Origin of the sequence: Pelotomaculum propionicicum (genome assembly GCF_048984525.1) — a bacterium.
In the GTDB taxonomy this organism is placed as follows: Bacteria; Bacillota; Desulfotomaculia; order Desulfotomaculales; family Pelotomaculaceae; genus Syntrophopropionicum; species Syntrophopropionicum propionicicum_A.
This window is the reverse complement of sequence record NZ_JBMGJC010000003.1, coordinates 101554-125799: the sequence shown is the minus strand read 5'-3', so window position 1 is coordinate 125799 and position 24246 is coordinate 101554. Positions and strand designations below refer to the sequence as shown.

The window sequence follows — 24246 nt, the reverse complement described above, 5'->3', positions numbered from 1 at the left end:
AGATCACCCTCTTTGCACATGTTTGGCATAATCAAAACGCAGGGGACCGCTGTAAGCGGGCACCTGTACATTGTCAGACTGCTGCACCTGAACTTTTGTCCCGTTGGCAGCCAGATACTCAACCAGCCCTCCTTTTATTTCAAGGCTGCTTTTCAGCGTGCCTGGATTTCCAATGGCTGTAATCCTGTAAGGAGGCGACAGCCTCGTCAGGTTTACGTTTATATGATTGCCTGCCTGGCGCACTTCGCTCGTGGCAAGAATACGCTGGCCGTTGATCGAAATGGCTTCAGCCCCGGCGCCGCGCAGGTCGTTAATCACTTTTAAGAGGTCGTCATCCCGGATGTTATAGAATCCCGCGCCGGCAGGCGCCGGAGTATTATCCATGACAATCTCCACACCAGGACCCGCCACAGGGGTCAGCCCGGCATAGAGCTTAATTTTGTCCAGCTCGCTTTCAAGTACGTCAGCAGCCTCTGTGCGGCCTTTCCGAGCTTCCTCGATCTTCGCGGTAAGGTCACCGATCTCTTCCTCAAGGTGGTTAATATCCGTTTCCACCTGTTTTTTCTCTATTGTAAGCTCCTGGTACCTTTCCGTGGGTATGCCGCCGGCGATACTGCTGTTTGTGCGAACCTGGAATGAGATCAGCAACCCGAGGATCAGGGAAACTATGGCTATAGAAATATAAATAGACTTTTTCAATCCGTTCTCTCTCCCTAACTGGCAGCTTTAGCGAATTCAAACTTGGTACCGCCGCTGTATGCCGGCACTGTAACCTGTGACATCTTTTTAACCCCCACCTGAATTCCCCAGAACTGAAGGGTTTCCGCTACTCCGCCCTTCATTTTGATTGAACTCTCAAGTGTATCCGGGTCGCCTATGGCCGATATGACATAGGGCGGAGCCAAACGTTTATCCCTGTTTAAAACAATTGTCGGTCCCGTACAGCGCACCTCCGTACTGGCCAGGATCCTCTGCCCGTTAATCGATATGGCTTCCGCCCCTGCCGCTCTCAACTCGTTTAAAACACGCAAAACGTCTTCATCATGCAGGACATAAAGGTTCGGGTTTTCACCGGGTTTCAGGCTGATATTGCTGTCGTTGAGCGTCGCTTCCACGCCTGGCCCGCTGAGTTCGGTAACTCCAGCCAGGATCCTGGCATTTTCCAGGTTTTCCTTTAATTCGGAATCCCGGGGCCCGCCTGAAATCTGATCAAAATCCGAGCGCAGAGAATTAACCTGTTCCTGGAGGAAATCACGGTCTACTTTAAGCTGATTTACCTGGGAGGCCAAAAGCTGAGTCCTCTGCACCGGTTCTGTTTTATTTATTTCACTGGTAACCCTGAACTGAAAAGCGAGCATAATCCCTAAAACCAGGCCTACAGCGGCTAGAGCCCATTGAAAACCTTTCATTTAATCACCGGCCTTCGTTAAACTTTTATAATATACCACCGGCTGCCCGGCATATGAAAGATCTATATAATTAATTTTCGCTCCCTGTTTGCGCAGCTCCAAAAGGACCTGCTGAAATATTTCTCCTTTTTCCTGGATCTCCTGGGGCAGGCCAAACCGGCACTGGTATCCCTCGGTAGTATAAATTTTTATCTGGCCGTCCTCATCGACATGGACCTCGGATAGATTGGCCGCGGAGCCGGCGGGCAGCCCCTTGATCACATCAAGTGCAGATTTTAGTTTCTCCGACCCAATGACCTGTCCGGGGCCGGTTATGTCTACCTGCACACCGGTTATTACCGGCAGGCCCGGGGTCCCGGCGCCTGCCCTGGCCAGATATACACCCTCTTCATCCACTTCAATAAATCCTTCTTTTGAAGGTAAAAGTCCCAGGGGCACACGCTCCACCACAGATATTACGACAGATGAAGGCAGCGACCTGGCAACCTGCGCTTCCTTAATCATCGGGACCTGTTTTAAATTAGACGATACATCAGCCATTTTCAGTTTAAATATATTAACACCCAGACCGACATCAGCCACGGAAAGTATCATTTCTTCACTTAAATAATAATTGCCCCGCACCAGAACCCTGCGCACCTCAAAAACAGGTGAACTCAGCAAAACAAATCCTGTCACGAGGACAAGTATAACAAAAATAATACTTTCAGTTACATTCCATTTCTTTTGTCGCCTGCGGCCTTTTAAGGGAACGGCCAAAACATTCACTCACAATCTTAAATAGTTTGCCCCATAAGTAATTATACCAACCACTACTATGTTGTCCATATATAAACTAAAAAGAAAAATGCAAGGCGGCAGACATTTTCGCGTGTGGTGTAACCATTTACTTCCTGTAAGCATAGTATAACGAAGTCAAAAGAATTTGTTATAAGGAGGGCAATAAAATGGCGTTTGGCGCTGCTGGAGGAGTTGGAGGAGTCGGAGGGGCCGGTGGAGTCGGAACCGGAGGCTGTGGTACCGGAGTTGGGAACTGGGCGTTTATCCTCTTCCTGATCCTGATCCTGCTGGTTCTTGGTATTGGGTTCTTCTTTATTTAAGCGTTCAATAATAGTAAATTCTATAATTAATGCAACAGGAGACCGCACCGGCGGTTTTCTGTTTTTTACGGCGGCAAAAGGTTTGCAACTTGTCCAAAATAGCGCTAAAAAAAGAGTCACTAGTCGTGAACTCTCACTATTCTCGCCCCCAGGGCGTTATATTTAGTCTCCAACCGTTCATAACCCCGGTCTATGTGCGCCACGTCCTCCAGGATGGTCCCGTTTTCGGCTGCCAGTGAGGCCAGCACCAGGGCCGCTCCAGCTCGCAGGTCAGTGGCTTCCAGATAAGCCCCGCTCAGTTTTTTGACGCCTTTGACAATGGCTGACTGGCCTTCCACTTTTATATCGGCGCCCATCCGCCTGAGTTCTCCGACGTGTTTAAAACGGTTTTCAAAAACGGTTTCAGTAATTATACTGGTCCCTTCAGCCAGGCTTAAAAGGGCCATCATCTGGGGCTGCATGTCGGTTGGGAAACCCGGGTAGGGCATCGTTTTAATATCTACCGCCCTGATCCGGTCTGAGCCCTGAACCCTGACAAAGTCGTCTCCCGCCAAAATTCTGATTCCAGCTTCACGCATTTTGGCCAGCAGGGGCTCCATATGTTCCGGGATTACGTTCGTTACCGTTACCTCTCCGCCGGTTATGGCCGCGGCAACCAGGTGCGTGCCTGCCTCGATCCGGTCGGGAATAATGGTATGGACCGCCGGCTTCAAATCACTGCGCCGTACGCCTTCAATTTTTATAGTGTCCGTCCCGGCGCCTTTTACTCTAGCGCCCATTTTATTGAGAAAATTTTGCAGGTCCACCATTTCCGGTTCTTTTGCCGCGTTTCTGATGGTAGTAATTCCACAGGCCAACACAGCCGCCATCATCAGGTTTTCGGTAGCCCCCACGCTGGGCAAATCCAGGTGGATATCTGCTCCGGTCAACTTTTCCGCCTGGGCGGATATATAACCGTACTTTTCTTTAATCACAGCTCCCATAGCCTGCATCCCTTTAAAGTGGAGGTTCATCGGGCGGCTTCCGATCTGGCAGCCGCCCGGGTAGGATATTTTTACCCTGCCGAACCTGCCGAGCATGGAACCCAGTACAAGGTTTGACGCACGCATCCGCCGCATCAAGTCCTCGGATATTTCAACTGACTGGATATTTGAACTGTCAACAATAAATGTGCTGCCTTCGCAAACCACCTTGGCCCCGAGGTAAGTCAGGACGTCTTTCATCACTGCAACGTCTTTCAGCCTTGGCACTTCATGGATCGTGTTTTTCGACGCGTTCAATATGCATGCCGCCAAAACCGGCAGAGCAGCGTTTTTTGAGCCGCTGGCGCGTATAGTTCCTTTTAGGCGGTTGCCACCTACAATCAAAAACTTTTGCACACTGTCACCTCCGCCTATTAATAACCCACCACCTTTACCTCGGGTTTCAGCTCGACCCCGAAAAGTTCAAACACCGATTTCCTGGCCTTGTCGACCAGCGCCAGAACATCCCGGGCTGTGGCCTCGCCAAGATTGATTATAAAGTTCGCGTGAAGTGTTGAAATTTGAGCGTCACCTACCCTCTCGCCTTTTAAGCCGGCCGCTTCTATCAGGCGTCCGGCAGAATCTCCGGGAGGGTTTTTAAAAATACTCCCCGCGCTGGGGTAATGTAAAGGCTGGGTTTCTTTTCTTTTCTTTATAAAAACCTCCATTTCTTCTTTAATTGCTTCTTTATCCCTTCGATAACAGGAAAAGACAGCTTCAACAACTACTGAATTCTCGCTCTGGAGGGCGCTCGAACGGTATGCAAAATTCATTTCTTCTTTTATTTTTTTATAAAAGCACCCTTCCATGTTTAATAACAGGACCTCTTTTACCAGCGCGCCGACGGAAGCTCCATTAGCGCCCGCGTTCATTACTACCGCGCCTCCAATCGCCCCGGGTATACCGGCGGAGAACTCGAACCCGCCCAGCCCGGCGTCCCTGGCCACAGCGGCCACCCTTGACAGTTTTGCCCCGGCTTCAGCGAATATGACATTTTCGTCCAAACAGATCCGGTCCAGCCCACCGCCGACCTTGATCACAACACCCCTGATGCCCCCGTCGGACACCAGGATATTCGTACCCGCGCCGATAACAGTAAGCGGGACCGATCGCTCATTTGCGTACGATACAGCAAGCCGCAGTTCTTCACGGTCGGAAGGTTCCACAAAAACGTCCGCCAGTCCCCCGATGCGCCAGCTCGTATGCTTTTTCATGGGCTCGCCGGCCCGCACCCGTCCTGGCAGGATTTTCAGCATCTCAAGGTAAATGGTTGAATCAGCCAATATCCTGACGCTCCTTTAGCCGGGCAACCAGTTCTACTCCAGCGTTCCAGATGTCACCTGCCCCCATAGTTAAGACCATATCACCGGGACGGACTGTCCGGACAAGGAAATTTACAATCTCCGTCTGTGTCGGCAGGTAAATAACCTCACGGCCGTCGTGCTTTTCAATAGCTTCTATGATAGTTTTGGCAGAAACCCCTTCAATGGGGCTTTCACCGGCACTATACAAATCGCTCACGATAATCACGTCCGCGTCTTTAAAAGCTTCCCCGAAACGCTCCCCCAGAATGGCAGTCCTGGTATACCGGTGCGGTTGAAAAACACTTATCACCCGGCCGGTTTTTACCTGGACCGCGGCTTTCAGTGTCGCTTTTATCTCAGTCGGATGGTGGGCATAGTCGTCAATAACCATGATCCCTTTTACTTCACCTGTCAGCTGGAACCTCCTCCCCGCGCCTGTAAAATTCTCCAGCGCGGAGGCTATAGCATCAAAGGCAAGCCCTATAAATCTGCCGACAGCGACAACAGCCAGCGCGTTAGAAAGGTTATGCCGGCCGTGGACCTTTAATTTCAAAGTCCCTATGTACAAACCCCGGTAATAAACATCCCCTGAAGTAACATCTCTGTTGAACCTGGTGTTTTGAAGGGTGTAATCAGCACCGGGGTTATCCAGCGCATAAGTTTGGAACGGCCGGTGATAATCTTCTACTAATTCCCTCAGTCTCGGATCGTCGAGGCAGACTACTGCCAGCCCGTTTTCAGGCACCTTGGCCAGAAACTCACGAAAAGCGTCCAAAATTCTTTCCATGTTTTTGTAATAATCGAGGTGATCGTCCTCAATATTTGTTATCACTTCTATAAAAGGATCAAGTTTTAAAAAAGAACCGTCACTCTCATCCGCTTCCGCTACCAGGTACTCTCCCCGGCCCAATTTGGCGTTTCCGCCTATTTCTGTCAATTCACCTCCGATAACTATGGTGGGCTGGAGATCATTCTTTTCAAGCACCAGGGCGAGCATTGAAGTCGTAGTGGTCTTGCCGTGAGCCCCGGCGATCGCGATCCCTTTCTGCCTGTTCATCAGCCAGGCTAGCATTTCGCTCCTGTGGACCACCGGCAATCCTCTTTCCTTAGCTTCAACAAGTTCTGGATTTTCAGGGGGAATTGCCGTCGATGCTACAACAAGGTCCGCGTCTCCCAGGTTTTGCCTGGCATGGCCGGTATGACAGTCTGCCCCAAGCGCTTCCAGCCTTTCGGTTACAGCTGAAGGTTTAAGGTCTGAGCCGGATACCTTATACCCTAAACCCAGCAGGATTATAGCTATGCCGTTCATTCCAGAGCCGCCAATTCCTATAAAATGAACATGCCGCGTTTTTTGCACAAATCACATCTCCTCCCCGTGAATATATAAGTGGTACGCTGTAAGTTACTTAATGTTTTCCCTGTTTTAACGGCATAGGGAATAATTAGGAAGCTTTATCGCTTAAATTTATAGAATATACTATGCGATCCTTAAGAATGGTGTTACATCCGCCCAGTATAGACTTGTCCCGCTGTTTTTCAGCGTCTTCTTACCAGCTCGTCAACACACCCCATAATATCTTCCAGGGCGCTTCTCCTGCCAACTTTCTTACTGGCGGCGGACATGTCTGACAACTTTTCCCGGTCACCAAGCAGTTCTTCTATTTTAGCGCACAGCAGGGCCCCGTTTGCCTGCCTGTCCAACACCACTATCGCGGCCCCCTCTTTTTCCATTGCGCGGGCGTTAAACTCCTGGTGGTTTTCAGCAGCATAAGGATAGGGTATTAATATCGAGGGGACCCCGCAAGCAGTCAGCTCGGCCAGGGTGGCGGCGCCTGCCCTGCTTATTACAAGGTCCGCGGCCAACGCGTCCTGCATGTTATAGATATATGGAACAACCTTAAGGTTCCTGACCCGGTCCGGATCTATTCCAATAGCGGCGCAATCTTCAATAAATTCCCGGTACCCGGCGGTGCCGGTCGCATGAAGGAGATACAGGCGCGGGTCGTCCGCGTAAGTTTTTATGACTTCCGCCATGGCTTTGTTGATAGTACGGGCGCCGCGGCTCCCGCCGAAGGAAAACAAGAAGAAACGGTCTTCAGTAAAGCCCAGTTTTTTCAATCCCGCGGATTTATCTGTCTGTAAAATCTCAGGCCGGACCGGCAGCCCTGTCAGCCTTACCTTTTCCTGGCTTGGGAAATAGCCGGCTGAAGCGGCAAAAGTAACCGCGATCCTGCCTGCAAAACGTGATAGGATCCTGTTGGTCAGGCCTGGCAGGGCATTTTGCTCATGGATTAAAGTAGGAATTCGTTTGCAGGCCGCCGCCAGTATAACCGGCCCGCAGACATAGCCTCCCGTGCCGATTACCACATCTGGGTTCCAGGATCGAATAATCCTTCCGGCCTGGCGCAGCCCCCGCCAGGCCTTCCATATTACCAGCAGGTTGCGCGGCGAAAGCTTTCTTTCCAGACCTGCGGCTTCAATACCCCTGAAGGGAAATCCCTCTTTGGGAACGATGTCCGCTTCCATGCCTCCGGATGTCCCCATATAAAGAATTTCAGCCCCGGGGTACCTGTCTTTCAGCCCCCTGGCAATGGCCAGGGCGGGATAAATATGCCCGCCTGTCCCGCCGCCCGCTACAATAAAACGCAAAAAGTCCAACTCCTCGTCCGGTTAAAAACCCCCGGTTCACAAAAGATACCGGTACTGAAAACTGTGCCGGTAAAGCCTGCTCTAAATTAAGTTTTACATCCCGATTATAACGGATTCCACCAGGCCGGCACAATTACCTTCTTACCGGGTAGTGGTAAATCTTGAGATATTTAGCAGTATCCCCACCGCGGCCATGGTAAATAAGAGGGATGTCCCGCCAAAGCTGATAAAAGGCAGGGGTATCCCCGTAACCGGCAGCGAGCCGGTGACAACGCCGATGTTCATAAAAGCCTGCACCCCGACCCAGGCGGTAATACCCGTGGCCAGCAGGCTGGCAAAGGGGTCCTGGGAGGTGACAGCAATTTTAAGGCCCCGCCAGATAAACAGTATGAAGAGCATAATTACCAGGGTGGCCCCGATAAAGCCAAGTTCTTCACCTATTATGGCAAAAATAAAATCTGTGTGATTTTCCGGCAGGTACAAAAATTTTTGTTTGCTCTGGCCTAAGCCCAGCCCGAACAGGCCGCCCGAACCAATAGCGTACAAGCCCTGGATGATATGAAACCCCGCGCCCTGCGGATCAGCCCAGGGGTCCCGGAAAGCCATAAACCTTTTCAGGCGGTAAGGTTCTAAAATAATGGCGGAAATCACGGCCAGGACTCCGGCCAGGGCAATGCTTCCCAGGTGTTTTAAGCTGGCGCCGGCGGCAAAAATCATTACAATTACAATGCCGGCCAGCGATAATGTCGTGCCCAGGTCCGGCTGCTTCATGATCAAGCCGCCGGCAAGGATTAAGACAATCAGATACGGTGCGATGCCCCGGATATCCTTTACTCTTTCTCTTCCTCTGGAAAGCCCGTACGCGGTGAAAATGATAATACTCAGTTTAACTAATTCGGCCGGCGCGAAAGGAATCGGGCCTATTCCTATCCACCTTGTAGCGCCGCCGACCTCCCGCCCGACACCGGGAACCAGGACCAGCATGAGCGATATGAAGGATACGGCCAAAAAAGGCATTATATACTGCTGCAGCCGCCTGTAATCAAAATTAATCATAATGAACATGGCGGTCAGGCCCAGCAGCGACCACAACAGCTGCCTTTTAAAATAATAGAAGCTGTCGTTGTAGTAGATCAGGGTTTTATATTCGCTGGCGCTGAGGACCATGATCACGCCTATGCTCAAAAGGCACATGACAGTTATGAAGAGGACAAAGTCAGGAGATTTTCTTTTTAAAGACATCTCTATACCCTCCCAAAATTAACATCCTATTTTTTTGGTCCAGCACCGTGATATCGTTTTATTCGCAAGAAGACCTTTTAAAATCTAAAACGATCTCCTTGAACAGGTTCCCTCGTTCCTCGAAGCTTTTAAACATATCCCAACTCGCGCAAGCCGGGGACAGGAGGACGACTTCTCCCGGCCGGGCCGCGCGGTGGGCCAGAATAACCGCCTCTTTAAAATCCGCCGCTTTTTGTATGTTTTCACAGCCCCTGGCCCTGGCTGCTTGCGCTATAAGGTCGGCGCTCTGGCCGAGGACCACCAGCGCCCTGGCCCTTTCTTTAATTACGCCGGCAAATTCACCAAAGTCGCTGCCCTTGTTTTTGCCGCCCGCGATTAACACAACAGGTTCATCATAAGCCTCCAATGCCTTTATTGAAGCGTCGGGGTTGGTCCCCTTGGAGTCGTTTATGTATTTCACACCGTTTATTTCAGCCACGAATTCGAGGCGGTGGGAAACACCTTTAAATTCTTTCAGGACGCCGGCTATGATATCGTTCCCGATACCTGACGCTTTTGTGGCGGCCACCGCGGCCAGGGCGTTTTCGAGGTTATGCGTCCCGGGGATGCCGATTTCTTTTATGCCGCATATGACATCCTCCCGGCCGTCAATTTTTGCCACTATCTGATCCGATTTTACGAAAACACCGGCCCCCAGCTCGCGGAGACGGCTGAAAAAGACTGTGCGGCCGCCGGTTCTCTCTGCCAGTCCGGCAGTCAGGGGGTCATCATAATTAAGGACTGTAAAGTCGCCGGAATCCTGGTTGGCAAATATCCTGGCCTTGGCTTCTATGTACCCGTCCATATCGCCGTGCCGGTCCAGGTGATCGGGGGTGATATTCAGTATGACCGCGACCATGGGTTTAAACAAAGCGATTGTTTCCAGCTGAAAGCTTGAAACCTCCGCGATAATAATACCGGCGTCCCCGTATCTTTCCACTTCAGTCACCAGGGGAAACCCGATATTGCCCCCCACCAGTGTATCCCGGCCGGACTTCTTGCATATCTCACCGATCAGTGTGGTGGTAGTCGTTTTGCCATTGGTTCCGGTAATGGCCACAAAAGGCGTCCTGGCAAAAGAATAGGCCAGCTCCAGCTCACCGGCCAGAGGAATTCCGCTGGAACGGGCGGCCACGGCCGGTCCCTCTGTCAGGGGCACCCCGGGGCTCATTACAACCATGTCAAATGTCTCCCGCCCCACCTCCGGGTAGCCGCCCAAAGCCAGGACGACCCCCTCTTTTTCCAGCCTGGCCAGCTCTCCACCCGGATAGACAGGTACCTTGGCGTCGGTCAGGACCGCAAAAGCCCCCTTCCCGGCCAAAAAGCGTGCGACGGCCAGGCCGCTTTTGCCCGCCCCTACCACCAGGATCCTTTTTCCCTTCAGTTCCATTAACATCTGCCTTTCCAAGAAGATACTCAAAGCTTAATAAACGCCGTAATAACCAGCCAGGCCGATCACGGCTAAAATCAGGGTGGACGCCCAGAAGGTCAGCACAACCCTGTTTTCACTCCACCCGCCCAGCTCAAAATGATGGTGCAGCGGGCTCATCCGGAAAAGCCTGCGCCCGGTGGTCTGAAAAGAGATAACCTGGATAATGACCGAAAGTGTTTCCAGCACGAAAACGCCGCCGATGATCACGAAAAACAGCTCGCTCCGCGTTATTACCGCGGCCGCGCCAAGCCCTCCCCCAATGGCCAGAGAACCGGTGTCGCCCATGAAGACACTGGCCGGGTGGCGGTTAAAGAATAGAAAGCCGAGACACCCGCCGGACAGGGCTGCCATACTTACAGCCACTCCTTCTTTGTGGACAAGCAGGGCGATCATCATCAGGGCCAGGGCTGTTATCATGCTGACACCTGCGGCAAGGCCGTCCAGGCCGTCAGTAAGGTTAACGGCGTTAGCCGCGCCGACCACGACTACCAGTGTAAACGCCATGAACGGCCACCAGCCCAGGTCTAACTGTATGCCGCCGGAAGTAAAAAAACCTGAAAAGGGCAGTACAATTTCAGTTCCCCGCCCCATGCCGTAAACCACCCAGTAAGCCAGGCCAGCGGCGAGCAGGATCTGCCATAATAATTTTTCCCGCGCCCTGAGCCCCAGAGATCTTTTTAAAACCACTTTCAGGTAGTCGTCTATAAAACCGATTAGACCAAAACCGACAATCACTATCAGCACTATTATCCCGTCAGACAAGCCTCGGGACAGTATTAAACCGCTCACTGCCGTTCCGGCTAAAAACATTACCCCTCCCATTGTGGGTGTGCCGGCCTTCTGCAGGTGTCTTGACGGCCCGTCTGAGCGTATATTTTGCCCGAACTTAAGTCTTTTCAGCAGCGGTATCAGCAGCGGGCCGAGCAGTGCCGTTATTATAAGCGAGATGAAAAAAGCCTGCCAAAGATTATTCATCGAGAGTTCCTGCCGCGCTTTCTATTGATTTTGACTATTCTTCAGAATTATTCCGGGGCTTAACCAGGCGCTGGACGATCTGCTCCATTTTCATGCCCCTGGACCCCTTGACCAGGACCGAGTCACCCGGGGCCAGCAGTTTATCCAGGACCCTTATCGCACTGTCGTTATCGCCGCAGTGGACGGCTTTTTCCATGCCGGCGCCGGCAGCGCCGGCGTGTATCGAGGCTGCCAGGTCGCCCACGGTGACGAGGCAGTCCAGTTTCAACCCCGCCGCGGCTTCTCCAACCTCCCGGTGGCCTGCCAGGGCCCGCGGCCCCAGCTCCAGCATATTTCCCAGCACCGCTATTTTGCGTCCGGCGCCGGCGAGATCAGCAAGAGTCTGCAGAGCCGCCATGGTTGACGCCGGGCTCGCGTTGTAAGTGTCGTTTATTATTTTTATGCCGCCGGATTCTATAACTTCCAGGCGCATACCGGTTAAAACAACCCCGGCCAGCCCCCGGGCAATTTCCTCGTCAGTCAGCCCCATTTCCTTACCGACGCCGACAGCCGCCAGGGCGTTTATCACGTTGTGCCGGCCAGGGACCGGAAGCATATAAGTGTGCCGCTCGTCTCCCATAACCGCGTCAAAAACGCTTCCCTCTCCTCCGGGCCTGATGTTTTCAGCCCTGATGTCCGCACCAGGCTCCAGGCCGAAAAAAACAACCCTGCCCCTGCAGCGGCCTGCTTCCCGCCTGATAAAAGGGCTCTCCGCATTCAGCAGGGCAAACCCTCCCGGGGGTATATGATCCAGTATTTCACCCTTGGCGGCGGCTATGCTGCTTACATCTCCCAGCAGCTCCAGGTGGGTTTCATTGACAGTGGTAATTACGGCGCAGTCCGGCCCGGCAATACGGCAGAGAGAATCAATTTCTCCGGCCCCCCGCATGGCCATCTCCACCACAGCGGCCTCACAGCCCTGGTCTAATTCCAGCAGCGTCAGCGGCAGGCCGATCTCGTTATTAAAATTCCCCGTGGTCTTAAGTGTCCTGAATCGTGTCCCCAGCACCGAGGCAATAATATCCTTCGTGGTGGTTTTTCCTGTGCTGCCGGTTACCCCGACCATATACGCCCCGCTGCGTATCCTGTTTAAAGACGCCAGCGACTGGAGCGCGGCCAGGGTGTCACCTGCCAGTAAAACAGGTATGTCCTGCGGCAGGTCTGCCGTGCTGCTCACCACTAAACCACGGGCGCCGGCGCTGACAGCCCGGCCTAAAAAGTCGTGGGCGTCATAACGTTCACCGCGCAGGGCAAAGAACAGGTCCCCCTCCGCAGTTGTGCGGGTGTCGGTTGAAACCGAACTGAATATGGACCCGGGATCGCCCTGGATTATTTCACCGCCGGTCGCCTGCGCGATATCACCCAATGTTACAGGTATCATAAAGCCTCATCCTCTGTCAGAGTCTCAACTTTAACAATCAGTTTCGCAATATATGTACGCCATTCCGATCGGGGATATAAATTGAGTCGTGGGTCGTGGGTCGTGAGTCGTGGGATTCATGTATTCCTTTCGAGTCTTAACCCTAAAGGTCTGTCATGCACTCTCACGTCTCACGTCTCAAAACTCACGTCTCATTTGGTGTGTCCCCATTCCGCTGTCATTGTATGTTTTTCAAGACGCAAGCCTGCTGATATAGGAGTTATTTCAGTTTCAATTCTTCCAGTGCCGCCGCGGCCTCCAGGCGGTCATCGAATGGGAATTTCTCCGTACCGATAATCTGGTAGTCTTCATGCCCTTTACCGGCTATAACCACCACGTCGCCGGGACCCGCCATACCAACCGCCGCCCGGATGGCCTTCCGCCTGTCAGGCACGACCGCATATCTGTCTTTCCCGGCTTCCTGTTTCACCCCGTCTTCAACCTCATTAATTATTTTTAAAGGGTCCTCGGTACGGGGGTTGTCTGAAGTAATTACCGTATAATCGCTGTAACCGGCCGCAATCCCGCCCATCAGCGGCCTTTTTTTACGGTCACGGTCCCCGCCGCAGCCGAATATCGTAATCAAACGCGCCCCTGTCAACTGGCGGGCTGTTTTTAAAATATTTTCAAGCCCGTCGGGTGTATGCGCGTAATCTACAATCACCGTGAAATCCTGGCCGGCGTCAACCAGTTCAAACCGCCCCGGCACGCCTTTAATATCTTCCAGAACGTTTTTTATGACTTCAACAGGCACCCCCATGGCTGCTGTAGTGGTAAAGGCAGCGAGCGCGTTATAAACATTAAACATGCCTGTGATCTTAAGGTTTAAAGGGCAGCGGCCCCATCTCCCCCCTACGGTGAAACTGACTCCTCCGGCTTTGACTTCGATGTTTTCCGCCCGCGCGTCCGCGGGAGAGTTCACCCCGTAAGTATATACCCTGCCGCTGGAAGCTTTTATAAAGTCCGCCGCGTGATTATCATCCGCGTTTACCACAGCGTACCTTACCCCTTTATTTGCGCTGGCTTCGGGACTGCCGAACAGCTGCAGCTTGGCTGCCAGGTAATCCTCCATATTCTCATGAAAGTCAAGGTGATCCTGGGTAAAGTTGGTGAATACCGCGGCGTCAAACGCACATCCATCGACCCGGTGCAGAGCCAGGGCATGCGAAGAAACTTCCATAACACACGCGTTTACACCTTCGGTGAGCATCCCGGCCAGGAGTCGTTGCAGGTCCAGTGATTCGGGTGTTGTATGTTTTACCGGCAGTATCCTGTCACCGATCCGGTTGTGGATGGTTCCTATCAAGCCGCATTTCAGGCCGAAAGCGCTTAATACAGCCGCCACCAGGTTGGAAGTGGTTGTTTTGCCGTTCGTGCCTGTGATCCCGATCATATTCATTTTTTCTGACGGACTGCCGTAAAAGCGGGCGGAAATAAACGCCAGCGCCTGCCTGGTGTTATCCGTCAGCACCCACGCCGTATCAGCCGGGACGCTGACCTCACGCTGCATTACTACTGCCGCCGCGCCGCGCTTTATTGCCTCGTTAATATATTCGTGACCGTCTGTCTTAAATCCCTCTATGGCTACAAACAAAAAACCCGGCTCCACCTGGCGCGAATCGTATGCTATACCCTTAATCAGCATAGCGGGATCGCCGGCTGCGGCACGGACTTTAACCGCTTCAAGCACTTCCCGTAAATACAATATTTTTTCCTCCTGATTTGCGGTCTTTTTTATATTAACTTTTCATAGTATTTCCAGCAACAGCTATTTATAACAGTCAATCAAGCAGCACTTTTATTGACGGGGGCTGAAACTCGACATTAATAGTAGTCCCTCTTCTTACCTTTGTGCCCGGCTTTTCCTGCTGGCCCACAGCGAAACCCGTGCCTGCCGGGTTGAGGTAAAGGCCGAGTTTTTCCAGGATACCCCCCGCCTCCTTTATGGACAGACCGGTCAGGTCAGGGACGGTAATTTCTTCCACGGAGCCTATGTCGTACGGCTGCAGCTCCAGAATAACCGTGGCGCCGCCTGAGACTTCCACACCGCCCTGCGGCGTCTGTTTGTATACGATTTCCCCCTCGCCCCTGGTCTGCACCACAAAACCGGCATTGGTAAGATGCTTCTTGGCCTCTTCCACCGGGTAATTGACAACGTTCGGCATATTCAGCTTTTCAATCGGTTCTTCAAAAACATAAGGCAGTTTAGGTTTTTCCACGCCCGGCCTTTCCGGCACCCTCATATAGCGAAGAGTGTCCATGGCTATAGCTTTAAAAGCGGGCGCCGCCACCTGGCTGCCGAAATACATCGCTCCGGTTGGCTCCGCCACCATTACCAGCACAGCGATCTGCGGGTCTTCGGCCGGGGCAAAACCGGCAAAAGACGCGACATATTTACCGTCGGCATAACCTCCCGACTCAACCACCTGGGCCGTCCCGGTCTTGCCGGCCGCCCCGTAACCATCCACAAAAGCATTTCTCCCGGTCCCCTTGGACACTACATTGGTCAGCAACCTCATCAGGGTTTGAGACGTGTTCTTGGATATAACCTGGCGTACCGCCTCTGGTTTATACTCCCTGACCACCTGCCCGTTGGCGTCGGTTACCGCCTTGACCAGCGTGGGTTTTAACAAAACCCCCCCGTTCGCTACCGCCGAGGCGGCGGTGATCAGCTGCAGCGGTGTGACCGCGATAGACTGGCCGATGGACATGGTTGCAATATTCAGCTCAGTGGCATCATTTTGGGGTATTTGGATGCCGACCTCTTCACCCGGCAGGTTTATCCCGGTCTTTTGTCCGAAACCGAAAGCGTTTATATATTTGTAAAACCTGTCCTTGCCCAACCTCAGGCCGACAGTTATAAAACCGGGGTTGCAGGAGTTCTGGGCAACCTCCTCAAATGTTTGTGAGCCATGCCCCCCGTCATACCAGCACCTGATGGTCCGGTCAGCAACCTTTATATAACCGGGGTCGTAGAAAGCATCGCCGGTCCTGACCGCCCCCTCTTCCAGGGCGGCCGCGGCTGTTATTATCTTATAGGTGGATCCCGGCTCATAATTATACCAGATACTCGGGTTGTGGTCCCATACCGATTGGGGGGATTTTCTCCAGTCACCCGGGTTATATGTGGGACGGTTGCCCATAGCCAGGACCTCACCGGTCTTTGGATCCATAACAATAATCACGGCAAGCTTGGGTTTGTGGGCCTCTACAATCTTATCCAATTCTCTTTCTACAAAAAACTGTATGGTCTGGTCGATGGTAAGGACGAGATTATGACCTGGTTCAGGAGGGATTAATTTATGGAGGGCTTCGGGTATGTTTCTACCCACGGCGTCTTTTTCAATTACAATACGCCCCGGGACACCCCTTAATTCCTTGTCATAGACGCTTTCAACACCGGTCAGGCCCTGGTTGTCGTCACCAGAGAAACCAAGCACATGCGCGGCAAGGCTTTCCTGGTGATAAAAACGCCTGCTTTCTTCTACCAGTTCAACTCCGTTTATCTCCAGAGATTTCAGTCTCTGGGCAGAATCAAAGTCAATCCGCCTTTTAAGCCAGACAAAGCCGACGTTATCTGTCAGCTTCTTGTATACTTCCTCATTATCCATCCCCAGGGCCAGGGCTATCTTGTCGGCCGCACCGCGCTTATCCTCGATTTGAGGCGGAAAAGCGTAAGCTGAATCGACACTTACGCTGGTTACCAGCTCGTTGCCGTTGCGGTCATAAATAGTACCCCGCTTCGCCTCGACTGGTACATCTCTCATCCTGACTTCCAGGGCTTCGTCTCTCAGCCTGTCCCCTTCAACAAGCTGAAGCCAGCCCAGGCGCAGGATCAGGCCTGAAAACACCACCACAGCTATTATCAAAACCCAGGTTATTCTTTTGCGAACCAGGATTGGTGTTGTCTGCATCTTTCCCCTCCGCAGGTTCAAATCCCATTCTTTGCTCAGGCCGTATTGTATTTCCCAACTTGTTAACCAGTTCGTCAAAAGCTCTGATCAGACGGCTCTTTTCTTTTCCGGCAAGTGCAATCCCGTCATCCTGTCCCTCATCCACAGCGGGGCCAGGTGTCCCTGCCGGCTGGTTTTTACCGGCCACAGTCACGACAAGTATATTGTTTTCATCCGGCCTGACCATGCCCAGTTTGTTTACAGCCAGGAACTCCACCCGTTCCAGCGAAGTCATCTGGTGTATTTCTTCATCCAGGCTGTGGTTTTCGATACGCAAAAGAGCAAGTTCTTTTTCCAGGCTGGTAATCTGGTAACCCAGCGTAATAATCTGGGAACAGTATACAGTAATCGACACGCCCACCAAAAAACCTGCCAGGACTAGACCTATCAGCACCAGCCTGTGGTTTTTGGGAAATGATTTTTTCCCCCATGAAAATTTTTTTGGCCGCGGCGCGTCTTCGGACAACCTGAAGTAGCCTGTCTTCTCCTGAGCTACTATCAATATTATTCAACCCCTAAATGGAATAGAACTCCCTCTCAAGGAAGGATATGCCATCTTGTTACTCCATACGCTTGTGTATCAAAACGTGGCTTAAACCTTTTCCGCTACCCTCAGTTTGGCGCTTCTTGCTCTTGGGTTGCTTTCCAATTCCTCTTTTGACGGGACAACAGGCCTGGATGTGATAATCCGCAGAGTCTTCCTGCCGCCGCAAACACACACGGGAAATTCCCTGGGACATTTGCATGGTGATGCCAGGCGGCGGTATAGATCTTTAATAATCCGGTCTTCTAAAGAATGAAAAGTGATGACACAGATCCTGCCGCCCGGGCGGAGAGCCTGCACCGCGGAACTAACCGCGGACTCCAGTATCTCCAGTTCCCTGTTAACCGCTATCCTAAGGGCCTGAAAGGTCCTTTTGGCCGGGTGAGGCCCCTGGCGCCTGGCACTGGCGGGAATAGCCTTTTTAATAATTTCTACCAGTTGCCCGGTCGTTTCAATAGGTTGCACCTTTCTCTCCGCACGGATAAAAGAAGCTATCCTGGAAGCCCACCGTTCTTCCCCGTAATCTTTTATGATATCAGCCAGTTCTTCCTCTGACAGGCTGTTGACGAGATCTCCGGCGGTTAATGGCTGCCCGGGGTCCATCCTCATATCAAGGGGAGCGTCATGCTGGTAACTGAACCCTCTGGCGGGGTTGTCCAGCTGGTGCGAAGAGGTGCCCAGGTCAAATAGGAACCCGTCAACTTCTTCGATCCCCAGCTCATTCAAAACATCAGCCACTGTCGCAAAATTTGCCTTTACCAGAAGAACCCGGTCCTTATAAGGAGCCAGTCTTTTTTCAGCCGCGCTGATCGCCGCCGGGTCCTGGTCCAATGCCACCAGTTGCCCGCCGGTGACGCTTTCGTTAATAATCTTTAATATCGCTTCGCTGTGGCCGGCGCCGCCAAGGGTGCAGTCCACATAGACGCCTCCCGGCCTCACATTAAGACCTTCTATAACTTCCTCCAGCATTACTGGTTGGTGAAAATATTTTATTTTAAACCGACCTCGCCGCACTTTTAATTTTACACCGGTCCTATTATTCTTCCTGTTTGCCGGCGGTTATAAACTAATATTAGAGTCTATTAATTTTTCAGCTATTTCCTCGTATGATGCCGCCGCCCGCGCACTATACTGTTCCCACTGTTCCTTCGCCCAGATTTCCACCCTGGTGGAGACGCCGATAACGACGACATCCTTCTCCAGCCCGGCGTATTCACGCAGGTTGCCGGGGATCAGTATTCTTCCCTGTTTATCTACTTCACATATGGCCGCGCCTGAGAAAAAAAACCGAACGAAGGCCCGGGCATCGCCCCTGGTAAAGGGCAAGGACTTCAGCTTCTGTTCCAGCGCGTCCCATTCGTCGCGCGTGTAAACAAAAAGACAGCCGTCAAGACCCTTTGTTATAATAAAAGAGTCCCCCAGGCCTTCTCGGAAGCGGGCGGGTATAAAAAGCCTGCCTTTGGCGTCTATATTGTGCTGGTATTCGCTCATGAACATATTCAGGCAGCTCCGTAATGGATAATCCTCCACTTAGTACCACTTTCCACCACTTATACTATAATATAATAAAAATCCCTGTCTGGGAATAAAAAAATAAAAAAATTTCCCCTCAATTGGAAATTGATTTAGGAAAACTTTGCTCATTTATTCAATACTACTATATATGGTATTTGTATCGATAATTATTCGGATATATTGAATAAATATTTAATATGAAATTTTTAAAAATAATAAAAAAAAGAGAGAAAGGTCTCCCTGATATTTAAACACTTTATTGAATTTCCTTTCATACTACAATATTTTTTCATGCCGCATCAGAAAAACAATATAAAACACTAACAACGGCGAAAGCAGTCACCTTTTACATGTATTCATCTAGCTTATGATGCCTGTTTTTATACCAGCGCCCGTATAAATCTGATTTTGCGCCGCCTCCTGCATCCTTGCCCTTGTGTAAAGTTATTTTTAAATCCAGGGTGTAATCTTCGGGGACCTTGCATGACTCCGGTAATTTTACAACAATAAACTTTTGCTCTTCCTTCACACTGCTGTCAGCAGCGTTGAATACATGCTTTCCCGGCGCCGCCGGAACTGCCCAGACCGACAAGTACAGGCACAATAACAGCATGACAAAAGCAAATAAAAAGAGACCTACGGCCATCATTTCCACAAGGCAGCCCCCGCAGTAATCTATGATACATAGTATTTCTGCTAATTGTTAAATTTTTCCTGCCGGGATGCTTGCTAAATATCCACAAATTTTATTTGCCTGCCTCTGAACGTGGCAACTTCCCTGTAACCAATGTTTTTAATAAGCGCTATGGCTTCCGGCAAACCCGAGCCGACATCTTCCGGGCGGTGCGCATCGGACCCCACTGTTACAGGGATCCCGTTTTTTAAAAAAATTTCCAACAGTCCAGGCCCCGGATATATTTCTTTCGCCGGGTACCTTAACCCGGCTGAATTCACTTCCACGCATACCCCCGTGCTTTTAAAAACACGCGCGGTTTCCTCATAGAGCGGCCTGAGGTCCCGGGTGGGGCGAAAATTAAATTTCTTTACCAGGTCGGGGTGGGCCATAACGTCGAATAGTCCGGTCAACGCCGCCTGCTGTACCAGGCCGAAATACTGCTCGTAGACCGTGTTGATGTCTCTCCGGCCGTACTCAGCCAGCTCGGCCGGGTTGTCAAATCCCCAGCCGTCTATAAAATGGACAGAGCCCGTGATGAAATCAAACCTGTAAGAAGCAAGGAGGGCTTCCAGCTTTTTTTCATGCCCGGGCACAAAGTCAGCCTCAATTCCCAGTTTTACCTCTACCGGAGTATGCAAGGCCAGATTTTTAACCATACTTACATAACCGGGAAGATCGCTTTCATCCATGGCGTAATTTGGTATCATTTTGTCCGGGGACAAAAAATACAGGGGTAAATGGTCACAAAAGCCTGCTTCTCTTATCCCGAGATTTGCAGCCGAGTCCAGGTACTCACCGGCATCTCCCGTCGCATGTCCGCAAAGCCTGGTGTGCAGGTGGTTGTCTACAGGTATCAAAGTCTTGTCAGCACCCCTCACGCATACGCAGTTGCTTTAATAGTACAAAATAAACAATTTCACCGGATTGACATGATTAAATTGATTAACAGAATTTTAAGAGCAAAGAAAATATATTATATTAACTTATAAAAATCCTTAAATCTTGTAAATCCTGATAATCTTGTAAATCATGTGAAATATATTTTTGTCTCGTCCCACATCCCACGTCTCAATTGAGCCTTTCCAGGCGGGGTTCCCAGCCGAGCTGTGCGAACAAACCGGGATATAGAGCGGGGGAAGGCTCTCCTTTATCCAGGAGAGCGGCGCATAGAGCCTCTAAAACATTCGCGCCCAGTGAGCGTCCATGAAAAGACGGGCTTGCCGTGGCCAGCCACCTTACTCCCCTTTCCTTTAAAACCCGGACGTCCTCCACAGACACCGTACTGGTGATTATATCCTTGCCGCCCAGGTCCGCCGGCATGTGGCGCCGCAAAAAATGAAAGTCCCCGGCAATAATATCGGCCTGGCTGTAGTATCGTTCATAGCGGGGTTTAATCTTTTCCTGCTTATCCCCCAGCGGGTAGAGAAAACTTACGGGCAGCCTTCTCAGCAGCGGCATCCCGGCAAACGCTGCCGACCTGAAAGCCGCCAGTGAATAAAAGGGAAGCGGCAGCCCCAGGGCGAACATGGCGTCCCCGATAATCAGGCGGCAGCCGGCCCGTTCCAGGGAGGAGGCCAGGGCGTAACGGTCCAGGGCGGATACTATTAAAACAACCTGGCCCCGCCGCGGCCAGCCCGCCTTATCCCTGATAAATGAGACCATATCTCCCTCAACAGTGTCCTTGATGCCCCCGCCGTCAACAAGAGGTGTGTTTTTAACCTGCGCGGCCAGTCTTGCCCCCTGCGGCATCGTGTATCGCCTTGCTCCCGCCCGCAGGTTAAGGTTGATCCCGCCCATGCCCAGGGCGTCCACCCTTCCGTCAAGCTTTTTTAATAATGATGCCGCCCGGTCCAGGTCTCCACCGGCGCCGACCCGCCTGACGGACACGCGGCAGAGGGGAGTCGTGATTTCAGTTTCATAATCACGCCGGGGCGCTCCCAGGCTTACACTTACCACATGCTTCAAAAAGTTGACTCCCCGATTAAAATAGTCTTATTAAACCATGCCAATCATGTCATTTCTGTGGGCTATATACCTAGAATTATAGTAAATGATCTCAGAATGTCAAAATAATAATTATTTTCCACGGTAGCCTGCACCCGCCTCACGGTAAACGTCAATTGTTTCCACGGCGATGTTCTGCCAGTCGTATACCGTCAGCACTTTATTCCAGGCGCGCCTGGTAAGGTCCCTGGATAACCCGGGGTTGACCAGGACCTCCCTGATATAGTAAGCAAGTATGTCCGGCCTGCCGGGGGGAGCTTTATAGCCGTCAATGCCGTGCGCTACCACTTCGCTCAGGCCGCCGGTGTCCGACACAATTACGGGGATCTGGGCGGCCATGGCCTCAAGGGCGACGATGCCAAAGGGCTCATAAAGGCTTGGAAACACAGCAACATCCGCCTGTTTTAAATGATAATTCCTTTGTTCCTCATTCAGAAAACCCAAAAATACCGTTTTCTCACTCAGGCCCATTTGCGCTGCCATGGTTTTAAGGTAATTAGAATACGGGCCCGTGCCGCCCACCAGGAGTTTCAGGTCCGGCAGCTGCGGCAGTAGGATAGAAAAGGCTTCCAGCAGCACCTGGACTCCTTTTTCAGGCACCAGCCTGCCGATAAACATTATGGCCTTCTCACCGGGGTAAAACTCCTTTTTGCCGGGAACAAGCTGTCTGGGTATGCCCAGGTTGGCCGGATCCACACCGTTGGGAATGGAAAATACCTTTTTCCTGGTAATGCCAAACAACCTGATCACCTCTTCCACCATGTAATTACTGCAGCAAATAACCGCGTCGGCCGACCTGACCAGCTTTTCCTCCAGGTTGTGGATGCGCCGCTGGATATCATTATGGATACCACGGTTCCGGCCATATTCCGTGGCATGGATTGTCGCGGCCAGCGGAAGCTTTTTGTTGGCGCTGAGATGCATTGCGGCGTCCTGTACCAGCCAGTCATGCCCGTGCAATATGTCAAATTTTTCAGCGCTTAAAAGGCTGTCCGCCATTTTCACCATGGCTGCATTCAGCTGCTCAACCCAGGCCATAAATTCTGTCGCGGTGAGATCGAGCGAACTGACCCGGTGGACATGCACACCTCCGACAAGCTGGTAGTCATCCGCGCCCTCCACCGGGCAGGTTATCACGTGTACGTTTACACCCAGGCGCGCCAGTGCCCTGGAGAGGTCGTTTACATGCCGGGCCAGGCCTCCCACCGTTTTGGGGGGAAACTCCCAGGACAGCATTAATACCTTTAAGTTATCCCGGCCCGCACCGCCCCCCGGCCGGCCTGCACGGCTTAGACGGTAATGCCGGCTGTATACGGAATAGTCAATGTCCGGGAAAATATTATCTTCCCTTTCGAAATCAGCCAGTTCTGCTTCGTCCAGCCGCCCCTCCGCCAGCCCGGAAGTCAGGCTGTTAAAGCGGTTGATATGCCCGCTCGTGCGCTGGACGGCGTACTGTACCGCGGTGCCGGTCTTAATGATGAAAGCCCAGTCGCTGCTCTGGGCCAGCAGCAGTTCCCTGGCCGCCTGGTTCAGGGAGCGGCGGACAACCCCCCCGGCATTGGGATATAGATCAGCCAGGTCAACCATTGTTGTCTCCGCCCGGTGCAGGTGCCTGTATATCCAATCATTGCTCGGATTCAGCCATACCTCGTTGTATCCCCCTTCTCCCCAGCTGGACGCTGCCAGGTCGACAACCTGGTTGTCGGTATAGTTACCAAGATAAGCGGCGGGAGTAGACATCTCCACCCCGTAGTTTCCGGAGTCTATGGTGCGGCAAAAATGTTCCAGCCACAACGGGCCCTCGTACCACCAGTGGCCGAAAAGCTCCGCGTCATAGGGGGCGACTACGATTGGCCTGCGGTCCATCCAGCCGGACAAAGCCTTTATCTGCAGCTCTCTCTTAAGCGCAAAGTCCCTTGCGTCCGCGGCGGCTGTTTGCTCAGCCAGATCCGGCCGGTAAGGTTCCTTATAATCTCCCGGACCGGTAATGCGGTAATACTTCAACCCGGTATCACAGCGGATATTGCCGCCCGGCAGGCAGGGTGCGAGGTAATCCAAATCCAAATCAAAGCCGATATCCCTGTAAAACTCCCGATAATACTGGTTCCCGGGATAACCTGTATGCCTGTCCCATACCTGGCGCGAACTCTCCGGGTCACGGCCGAAAGCGGCCACACCGGAGCGGCTGTAAACCGGCGCGTAGACGCCATGGCGGGGAACCGGAAAAGAAAGGTTAATGCCATGTGTTTCGACAAAAAAATAACGGAGCCCGAATTCTTTCAATATTTCGTCCACCCCGGGGACATAAGCGCATTCCGGCAGCCAGATCCCCGCCGGCGGCCGGCCGAAAAACTTCACATACTGCTCCACGGCAATCTGCACCTGCACCCGCCTGGCTTCCCGTCTCATTATTAACGGCAGGTAGCCGTGAGTGGCGCAGGTGGTTATGACTTCAAGGACGCCCAGCGCCTGGAGGCTCTGGATCGGCAGGATCAGGTTGCCTCCGTAGTCGTTTTCAAATAAGCTGCGCAGCTCGTTCAGGCGGCTAAAGTACATAAACGCGACATTCCTGAAATCCTGGTCGTATTTATTCCTTTCCATCTCGGCTTCCGCCAGCTTGATCAGCCTGCTGATATGCCGCAGGTACCTTTCCTGTAATAACCTGTCATTGAGCATGCTTATCAGAGGGGGTGACAGAGAAAGCGTTATTCTAAACTTCACACCGTCTTTAACCATTCTTTCAAAGGACCTGATCAAGGGTAAATAGCATTCGGTTATGGCCTCAAAAAGCCACCGTTCCTCCATTATCCCCGGGTCCTCCGGGTGCCGTATGTATGGCAGGTGAGCGTGCAGGACAAGCGCGAAATATCCTTGTGTCACAATACCATCCCCCTGAAAAAAAATAAACCCATGCTACAATTAT

General features: G+C 52.0%; 21 protein-coding genes. All 21 read right to left on the bottom strand.

Going from position 1 to position 24246, the window contains the following annotated elements; translation table 11 throughout:
* Positions 1-3 precede the first annotated feature (3 nt).
* The 21 genes from ACOBQJ_RS04410 to ACOBQJ_RS04310 all read right to left on the bottom strand — a co-directional run bounded on the left by ACOBQJ_RS04410 (position 4) and on the right by ACOBQJ_RS04310 (position 24203).
* Positions 4-699, bottom strand: a complete 696-nt coding sequence (locus ACOBQJ_RS04410; RefSeq protein ID WP_421070519.1) for a DUF881 domain-containing protein — start codon at positions 697-699, stop codon at positions 4-6.
* 14 nt (positions 700-713) lie between these two features.
* Positions 714-1409 carry a DUF881 domain-containing protein gene (locus tag ACOBQJ_RS04405; protein ID WP_421070518.1) on the bottom strand — a complete coding sequence of 232 codons (696 nt, stop codon included), beginning with the start codon at positions 1407-1409 and terminating at the stop codon, positions 714-716.
* Complete coding sequence (locus tag ACOBQJ_RS04400; protein WP_421070517.1) at positions 1410-2177, bottom strand: cell division protein FtsQ/DivIB; 768 nt, start codon at positions 2175-2177, stop codon at positions 1410-1412.
* Between the two features lie 47 nt (positions 2178-2224).
* Complete coding sequence (locus ACOBQJ_RS04395) at positions 2225-2629, bottom strand: hypothetical protein (RefSeq protein WP_421070516.1); 405 nt, start codon at positions 2627-2629, stop codon at positions 2225-2227.
* Positions 2629-3888: a UDP-N-acetylglucosamine 1-carboxyvinyltransferase gene (murA, locus tag ACOBQJ_RS04390; protein ID WP_421070515.1), complete on the bottom strand. Its 1260-nt coding sequence runs from the start codon at positions 3886-3888 to the stop codon at positions 2629-2631. The genes ACOBQJ_RS04395 and murA overlap by 1 nt, the downstream gene beginning before the upstream one ends.
* Positions 3889-3905: 17 nt before the next feature.
* The gene (gene murB, locus ACOBQJ_RS04385; RefSeq protein WP_421070514.1) at positions 3906-4814 is read right to left on the bottom strand and encodes a UDP-N-acetylmuramate dehydrogenase; all 909 of its coding nucleotides are present in this window, start codon (positions 4812-4814) and stop codon (positions 3906-3908) included.
* Complete coding sequence (murC, locus tag ACOBQJ_RS04380) at positions 4807-6192, bottom strand: UDP-N-acetylmuramate--L-alanine ligase (RefSeq protein ID WP_421070513.1); 1386 nt, start codon at positions 6190-6192, stop codon at positions 4807-4809. Before murC ends, murB begins: the two co-directional genes overlap by 8 nt.
* 179 nt (positions 6193-6371) lie before the next feature.
* Positions 6372-7484 carry an undecaprenyldiphospho-muramoylpentapeptide beta-N-acetylglucosaminyltransferase gene (gene murG / locus ACOBQJ_RS04375; RefSeq protein WP_421070512.1) on the bottom strand — a complete coding sequence of 371 codons (1113 nt, stop codon included), beginning with the start codon at positions 7482-7484 and terminating at the stop codon, positions 6372-6374.
* A 141-nt stretch (positions 7485-7625) separates the two neighbouring features.
* The gene (gene ftsW, locus ACOBQJ_RS04370; protein WP_421070511.1) at positions 7626-8726 is read right to left on the bottom strand and encodes a putative lipid II flippase FtsW; all 1101 of its coding nucleotides are present in this window, start codon (positions 8724-8726) and stop codon (positions 7626-7628) included.
* A gap of 58 nt (positions 8727-8784) precedes the next feature.
* Positions 8785-10155 carry a UDP-N-acetylmuramoyl-L-alanine--D-glutamate ligase gene (gene murD / locus ACOBQJ_RS04365; protein WP_421070510.1) on the bottom strand — a complete coding sequence of 457 codons (1371 nt, stop codon included), beginning with the start codon at positions 10153-10155 and terminating at the stop codon, positions 8785-8787.
* Between the two features lie 33 nt (positions 10156-10188).
* Entirely contained in the window at positions 10189-11172 is a 984-nt protein-coding gene (mraY, locus tag ACOBQJ_RS04360) for a phospho-N-acetylmuramoyl-pentapeptide-transferase (protein ID WP_421070509.1), read from the bottom strand.
* Between the two features lie 34 nt (positions 11173-11206).
* The gene (locus tag ACOBQJ_RS04355; protein ID WP_421070508.1) at positions 11207-12592 is read right to left on the bottom strand and encodes a UDP-N-acetylmuramoyl-tripeptide--D-alanyl-D-alanine ligase; all 1386 of its coding nucleotides are present in this window, start codon (positions 12590-12592) and stop codon (positions 11207-11209) included.
* 259 nt (positions 12593-12851) lie between these two features.
* Entirely contained in the window at positions 12852-14336 is a 1485-nt protein-coding gene (locus ACOBQJ_RS04350) for a UDP-N-acetylmuramoyl-L-alanyl-D-glutamate--2,6-diaminopimelate ligase (RefSeq protein WP_421070507.1), read from the bottom strand.
* 76 nt (positions 14337-14412) lie between these two features.
* Positions 14413-16545: a stage V sporulation protein D gene (locus ACOBQJ_RS04345; protein ID WP_421070506.1), complete on the bottom strand. Its 2133-nt coding sequence runs from the start codon at positions 16543-16545 to the stop codon at positions 14413-14415.
* Complete coding sequence (locus tag ACOBQJ_RS04340) at positions 16436-17086, bottom strand: septum formation initiator family protein (RefSeq protein WP_421070505.1); 651 nt, start codon at positions 17084-17086, stop codon at positions 16436-16438. Before ACOBQJ_RS04340 ends, ACOBQJ_RS04345 begins: the two co-directional genes overlap by 110 nt.
* A gap of 90 nt (positions 17087-17176) precedes the next feature.
* Complete coding sequence (gene rsmH, locus ACOBQJ_RS04335; protein WP_421070665.1) at positions 17177-18121, bottom strand: 16S rRNA (cytosine(1402)-N(4))-methyltransferase RsmH; 945 nt, start codon at positions 18119-18121, stop codon at positions 17177-17179.
* 66 nt (positions 18122-18187) lie between these two features.
* Positions 18188-18625 carry a division/cell wall cluster transcriptional repressor MraZ gene (gene mraZ / locus ACOBQJ_RS04330; RefSeq protein ID WP_421070504.1) on the bottom strand — a complete coding sequence of 146 codons (438 nt, stop codon included), beginning with the start codon at positions 18623-18625 and terminating at the stop codon, positions 18188-18190.
* 364 nt (positions 18626-18989) lie between these two features.
* Entirely contained in the window at positions 18990-19298 is a 309-nt protein-coding gene (locus tag ACOBQJ_RS04325) for a hypothetical protein (protein ID WP_421070503.1), read from the bottom strand.
* Between the two features lie 74 nt (positions 19299-19372).
* Positions 19373-20176: a histidinol-phosphatase HisJ family protein gene (locus tag ACOBQJ_RS04320; protein ID WP_421070502.1), complete on the bottom strand. Its 804-nt coding sequence runs from the start codon at positions 20174-20176 to the stop codon at positions 19373-19375.
* 211 nt (positions 20177-20387) lie between these two features.
* Positions 20388-21275, bottom strand: a complete 888-nt coding sequence (locus ACOBQJ_RS04315; protein WP_421070664.1) for a quinate 5-dehydrogenase — start codon at positions 21273-21275, stop codon at positions 20388-20390.
* A gap of 120 nt (positions 21276-21395) precedes the next feature.
* The gene (locus ACOBQJ_RS04310; RefSeq protein WP_421070501.1) at positions 21396-24203 is read right to left on the bottom strand and encodes a 1,4-alpha-glucan branching protein domain-containing protein; all 2808 of its coding nucleotides are present in this window, start codon (positions 24201-24203) and stop codon (positions 21396-21398) included.
* Positions 24204-24246 lie beyond the last annotated feature (43 nt).